At 32.0% G+C, this 6,275-nt stretch carries 6 protein-coding genes and 2 pseudogenes; 5 read left to right on the forward strand and 3 right to left on the reverse strand.

What is annotated here, in order from left to right; all coding sequences use genetic code 11:
• Nucleotides 1–13: 13 nt before the first annotated feature.
• Nucleotides 14–433 (forward strand): annotated as a pseudogene (locus DN393_RS22350) (D-alanyl-D-alanine carboxypeptidase family protein); the annotation flags it as partial.
• Nucleotides 434–468: 35 nt separating this feature from the next.
• Here the strand turns inward: DN393_RS22350 and DN393_RS22355 are convergent.
• Genes DN393_RS22355 through DN393_RS22365 form a run of 3 tightly spaced genes read right to left on the reverse strand, consistent with a single transcriptional unit; the run spans nt 469 to nt 2,495 of the window.
• Complete coding sequence (locus tag DN393_RS22355; RefSeq protein ID WP_016135908.1) at nt 469–843, reverse strand: hypothetical protein; 375 nt, start codon at nt 841–843, stop codon at nt 469–471.
• A gap of 48 nt (nt 844–891) precedes the next feature.
• The gene (locus DN393_RS22360; RefSeq protein WP_064474035.1) at nt 892–1,233 is read right to left on the reverse strand and encodes a YolD-like family protein; all 342 of its coding nucleotides are present in this window, start codon (nt 1,231–1,233) and stop codon (nt 892–894) included.
• A complete protein-coding gene (locus tag DN393_RS22365) occupies nt 1,230–2,495 on the reverse strand; it encodes a Y-family DNA polymerase (RefSeq protein WP_088047403.1) in 1,266 nt (421 codons plus the stop codon). Before DN393_RS22365 ends, DN393_RS22360 begins: the two co-directional genes overlap by 4 nt.
• A 337-nt stretch (nt 2,496–2,832) precedes the next feature.
• Here DN393_RS22365 and DN393_RS22370 point away from each other — a divergent pair, with 337 nt between their 5' ends.
• From DN393_RS22370 to DN393_RS22390, 4 genes and pseudogenes are all read left to right on the forward strand, one after another.
• Nucleotides 2,833–3,060: a hypothetical protein gene (locus tag DN393_RS22370; RefSeq protein ID WP_064474037.1), complete on the forward strand. Its 228-nt coding sequence runs from the start codon at nt 2,833–2,835 to the stop codon at nt 3,058–3,060.
• Nucleotides 3,061–3,372: 312 nt separating this feature from the next.
• On the forward strand, nt 3,373–4,641 hold the full coding sequence (locus tag DN393_RS22375; protein WP_064474087.1) for a glycoside hydrolase family 5 protein: 1,269 nt from the start codon (nt 3,373–3,375) through the stop codon (nt 4,639–4,641).
• Nucleotides 4,642–5,004: 363 nt separating this feature from the next.
• A pseudogene (locus DN393_RS22380) lies at nt 5,005–5,279 on the forward strand (putative mucin/carbohydrate-binding domain-containing protein); the annotation flags it as partial.
• Nucleotides 5,280–5,534: 255 nt separating this feature from the next.
• On the forward strand, nt 5,535–6,083 hold the full coding sequence (locus DN393_RS22390; RefSeq protein WP_064474039.1) for a fascin domain-containing protein: 549 nt from the start codon (nt 5,535–5,537) through the stop codon (nt 6,081–6,083).
• The last annotated feature ends 192 nt before the right edge of the window (nt 6,084–6,275 follow it).

Consider the following 6,275-nt stretch of genomic DNA (forward strand, 5'->3'; position numbering starts at 1 on the left):
TATTAAGCAATGTATGATGCTGAGGTTAGATATCTTTATAATTTATGCCAATCAATCTATTGGTAAACAGCCAGAAAAGACAAACTATGAATTTCATATAAACCTCATATATAAAGAAAAAAGTAGTAGGTAAAAAGGGCGATCAAAAACGAAGAAAGTTCTTTTGCTATTATACAGACTGTAGTTAATAAAGAATATGGATTTTTCGAGGACTATAAACCAGAGGATATAGTTGTACCAAGTGTACCATTCTCATTCAGTGGAACGTTAGAATAGAGTCACCTTCGTAAAGAAGCAGTAGAAGCACTAGAAAAGTTATTTGATTTGCAAAGCAAGAAGGAATCCAGTTAAATGTTATTTCAGGGTTTCGCTCCTATAATTATCAAAAAAACTGTATGCAAACAATGTAAAAAGAAAAGATCAAGAGCATACATAACGATAAAAGGAGCAAATTAATTTGCTCCTTTTTCACTTGAATTCTACATGAAATTTAGTATCAATGATTCCAAATGCAACTTTACATGGGAACGGGTTTCTCCCTGTTGAAGCAGCACACATACATGAAAGTACCCAATATTCTAATTCTAAAGGTAAGCGGAATGCTTGGATACTACCATCATTGTTTTTTACTGTTACAATCGGTGTATTTACCCTAGTTGTAGCGAAACCATCTGTCGTTATCATCGCTACTGCATCATTATTATGAAAACCAGCGCTTAAAACCTCGTAAGTTAGTCCATCTTTCTCATTGATAATCATAGGTATATTTAAATAGGGATAGTTATTTATATCATTATGAGTAATTGTTCTCGCTGTATTCTTTCTTATATGATTCCCTTGCATTCTATATACTCCTTTATAATACTCCAAAGATAATCACCTAAATCTATTCTATTTTACGTCTATTATATTCGTAAATTGTATTGTCAACTTATTATAGAAAGCATCAGTACATATGATAGAGCTATGTAATGGATCTATATCGATAACGGTCATATAATTGGTGAGTAAATAACCATCTTCATAATATGTAATTAATATCTCTTCTTCAGATAGCAATGAACATAGTAACATGTTCTCAATCAGTTCTTTCTCTTCAGCAGTTAAAATGGGGCGTGCAACTTTATTTTTCTCTTTAATCATTTCACGTATTCCGACGAATTGTTCTGGCATTGCTGCAAATGGCGTCCATTTTATCATTCCCCTGCCTTTTGGCATATTAGCGTTGTTCATGCTTTGTGGCCCCCTAACAGTGTGTTTCTGTATCTTGCTGTTGCATTATTTGTATAGGAAATTCCTCTTAATATGCTATTTTTTCCAAACTTTGTGCGTATTTCATCCATGACTTTCGTTAGCTTTATTTCTTTTTCTCTTTGTATGATGTTATCAAAAAGGGAAATTTGTTCTTCTCCTTCACCAATTAGTTTTGTTAGAGAAATAGTAATACTTCTAATTGGTTCTCCAGTATATTGTTGATGTAGAAAATATAGACAAACTTGATGAATGTCCATGGTTAAGTTGGTGGGACGGCTTAAGGTATGTGTTTTGCTAAAGCCACCCGAATAACTTTTACTATATCCAATTGAAAATTGAACGGTTTGAGCAAGTTTGTTTTGTTGTCTTAATCGATAGCAAACTTCTTCGGTATGTTCCAGTAGGATAATCGGAAATTCTTCTATTGTATAATCACGCATTAAAATTTGGCTTTTTCCTATAGAAGTTGTAACCGGAACATATTTCTCTGAAATTCGACTAAAATCAATCCCATTACTATGTAAGTGTAATTCTTCGCCAATCACGCCGAAGCTTTGTTTTAAATATTTAAGAGGATAATTAGCTAAATCTCCAATTGAATGTATTCCTTTTTGATTTAATTTTGTTTCTGTTTTATGCGAAATCCCCCAAAACTTACTAAGCGGTCGTATGCTCCATAATTTTGTAGGTATATCTTCGTATGTCCAATAAGCGACTCCGTCTTTATTTTTCTTTGCTTCAATATCTAAAGCTACCTTACTCATTAATAGGTTAGGTGCAATCCCGATTGTGCATTCAATTCGTGTGTGTTCATATATTTCACGTTTAAACTGTAATGCAAATTCATTTGGATTCCGGGCAAATAGATGGATGCTATCGGTAATATCCATAAAAAATTCATCGATGCTGTATTGATGAAAGTCTTCAATAGGAACATATTGTAGAGCTAACTTCGTTATGTAATTGGAGCACTTAATATAGGTTCCCATAATTGGATTCACAATAAGAATATCTTTTTGCCGAGGAATCTCGTATAGCCTTGCCAACTTCTTTACTCCCATTGCTTTTAAAGGTGGAGTTGCGGCTAAAACAATGGACCCATTCCTATTCACATCACCGACTACAGCTAATTTTGTATGAAGTGGGTCTAATCCCATTTTGATGCAACTAACAGAAGCATAAAAGCTACGAAGATCAACACATAAAATGATTCTATTCGGGAAAATTGAATAGTCATACACTATAACTCCTCCTAATAATAACGAGAACGTTTGTTCTTATTCTTGTTCTTATTATACACGAACTAATGTTCTTTTATGAAGTGGTTTTTGAAAAAATATTTAATTATATGTAGTAGAAATAACTAGAACGACAGAGAGAAGTAACGTCTAATGTTATTGAAATTTCTAGGATATAAACTGTATTATTTATTTTAGATAGTACAGGAAGAAAATGATGGGAGGATGTAAGGTATATTATCTTTTCAAAAAGTTACAGTAATTTATCGTAAAAGAGGTTGCGATTACGAGTTTATGTGAAAATATAATTTCAAATAGATTTTAGGAGGATGTTTCATAAATGGAGCAGGTTATACAAGAGTTTTTTTCTTCAAGTAAAAACTATAAGGTTCAAATCATTAGAAGAAGAGATGGGCTATATACGACAGAAGCTTATAGATGGATGGAGGATTGTGGATATGAATTTTGGAGTTATATATCACAAGGATTGACTTTGATAGATAGTGAGGAACATGCGCGAAAGATTGCTATGGAACAACTAAAGGAATGTTCGAGAGATGAGTTTTAATAATACGCTATTTTATCTGTAAATGTATAAGGGAGTATTATGTTTTTTGAAAATATAGAAAAAATTTCGTTTAATCTTATTTATTTTATAAGAATTATAAGGTATATTAAAAGTAGGTGCAAAAATGCACTATTTGAAAAAGAGTGCAAGTCAAAAAGGAATCCGTAAAGGATTCCTTTTTTGTTTTTTAGAAAATGAAGCAACTTCCTAATTATTTCTTTTTTATTTATGAGTGTATGACCTCCCGTTTTATAAACATAAAAGGTATTTTTGGAAAATTGCCATATTCCTGTAACAAAACACAGGTATGTTATGTGTGTAAAATATAAAGAGAAAGAAGGAAAAGTTGTGAAAAAATTTTTACCAATTGTTGCGTTGTTAGGCATGATGAATTTTGGAGTACAGGAAATGAATGTAAGAGCTGATACCTATTACAAGAGCGATTCAAAAATTAGTTTTTGGGATTCAAAAAGGAAGGGTACTAATTTCATGAATAGTACGTCATTACCTGAGAACTATAAAAGTGCAAAAGAAGCTAATATTGAATATGTTCGTTTAGCACCTGATAAATGGGCAAAGGATAAAGATTTTTTATTTGAGGATAAACCAGATACTTCTGGAAAGGATTTTCTGATAGGTAATGCAGATAACTATCAGGGATTAGTAAAGGAGGATTTAGAAAAATTAAAAGCGGATTTAGATGCTGCGCAATCGCAGGGAATGAAAGTTGTTCTTACAATGTTATCCTTGCCTGGTGATCGATGGCGCCAATTTAATAATAACAAGAATGACGACAGAATATGGGAAGAAGAGAAATATCAAGATCAAGCAAGTCAATTTTGGAAAGACCTTGCATTGGAGTTAAAAGATCACCCTGCAGTGGTCGGTTATAATATTATAAATGAACCGCATCCAGAAACAGCTAAAAATAATAGATATAATGACTTTTGGACGGAAGATTACGAGAATTGGTATGCAAAAGTGAAAGGAACAACAGCAGATTTAAACAGATTTTATGAAAAGGTGATCAATTCCATTCGAGAAGTGGATCAAGAAACACCAGTTATATTAGATTCAGGTTTATATGCTACTCCATGGGCCTTTAAATATTTAAAGCCAGTAGAGGATAAAAAAACACTTTACGCATTTCATATGTATGAACCATATGAATTAACGAGTCAAGGTGAAAAACAAAACAAGGAATATCAATATCCTGGATTAGTAAAAGTAGGGGATTTAGATAAGCCTGTAATGTGGAATAAACATGGATTAGAGAAATTTTTAAAGCCGATTCAACAATGGTCTAAGAAAAATCATGTACCATCTAATCGAATTATTGCAGAGGAGTTTGGAATTAACCGTACCGTTCCAGGAGCTACCCAATACATGAAAGATCTTATTTCTATCTTCAACCAAAAAGGTTGGCATAAATCATTCTATGCATTCCGTGAAGACACATGGACGGGAATGAATTATGAATTGGGAACAGGAAAAATAAAATGGGACGAAGAGGGTAAACCGATACGTCAAGATAATCCACTATGGGATGTAATAAAAAAAGATTTACAGGGGCATAAGTAGTTTAGAATGCTTGGTTTAAGAACTAAATGTAAGCATCTAATTCAAATAGAATTAGATGCTTTTTATATCAAAAAAGGCGGAGTCATATTAAAGATTCCGCCTTTCTTTTATATATAGAGTAGCAACCTGGTTTATTTACAATAAATAATAAGATTCTTAGAGAATAGCTTAGGAAAAAGTTGAGGAAGTTTAAATAAAAGTGGTTGCAACTATTTAAACCTTTGAAGTTAAAAAACTTTTTATGAATTTTTCGCTAGATTATAAGCTTTAAATGTTGGAATTTATTTACTTATTTAACCAAATTAATACATTTATAAAATTAGATGGAAGTTAAGGGTGTTGAATCAAAACATAATAGTTTGTTATTTTAATAATACGTATGCGAGTATCAAAGTACAGAATTCATCCGGTAGTGTTGTGTACAATAAAGAAATAGAGAGAAATAGACAGCAAACGGCTGAAAGCCAAACTGTGCCAGTCAAAATAGGAGATTATATTGAGTTTACCCATATAGAAGGGGAAGCAGTGAATGAAAAGACCCGGGCTACACTTACTAACCTTGAGAATAATAAACAAGAATATATAGGAAAAAAAGAATCTATCAAGTTACTTCAACGGGATTAAACAAAATAGATTAACATGAAAAATATTCAAATTTTTAGTTAGATGCTTAATAGTCGTTCATTATGAACGGCTATTTGGCCTTTATTTAATATAAAGTGAAATTAATTTTAAAAATATGTTTGAGGACTGAGTGATGTTTAGGTGCTATAGATTTGAGAAAAAAGAAACAGAATAATAAGGTATTTGTTGATAAAGACTCTCTTTTATTACAATGTTTTACATACTTGGTATAATATATATGAGTGCTATATATTAAGGGAGGAATGAGAATGAAGAGGTTCATAGCTCATGCAAATGGTAATAAGATTTTTAAAAAGTTAGTTTTAATGGTGTTACCAATGGTTCTAATGATAATGATGATAACCCCATCGAATGATGCATTGGCAGCCAACCAATCAAATGCAAGTTCACTAAAAGGTGTGAATCTATTTAATGGAAGCTGGACTGTTGCTATACAAGCTGCAAATTTACAATATGTGTCTGCTGAGCCATCGGGAAATGTAGTAGCAAATCGTAGTGCAGTTAATGAATGGGAGAAATTTGAATTAATTCCTACTGGGGAATTATATACATTTGCTTTAAAAGCGAAAAGTAATGGAAAGTACGTTTCGTTTGAGCCAAATGGTAGAGTAGTAGCAGATCGTACATCAATTGGGGCATGGGAAAAATTTATCTTATATAATGGTGGAGACAATAGGATATATGTATTACAAGCGCTAAGTAATGGTAGATTTATATCAGCAAATGGCGGTAGAGAATTAACAGCTAATAGTTATGTAGCTGGAAGCTGGGAAAGATTTGTTATTGTGTACTTCTAAATTTGGAAGTGTTATGTATCTAGATGATAATGACATGTGTAGTTCATATGCATGCTAAATAAAATAAAGAGTTAAGTACTTAATATAAGTGTATATTTAGCTACAAAAAGGACTGCAAGTAATTGTCAGTCTTTTTTGTATGTTAATTAAGTATCTGCTGTGGATGTAATAAGAAGAAAAAGAACCCTATAG

Origin of the sequence: Bacillus sp. BPN334 (assembly GCF_008368885.1) — a bacterium.
Taxonomy (GTDB): Bacteria; Bacillota; Bacilli; order Bacillales; family Bacillaceae_G; genus Bacillus_A; species Bacillus_A wiedmannii.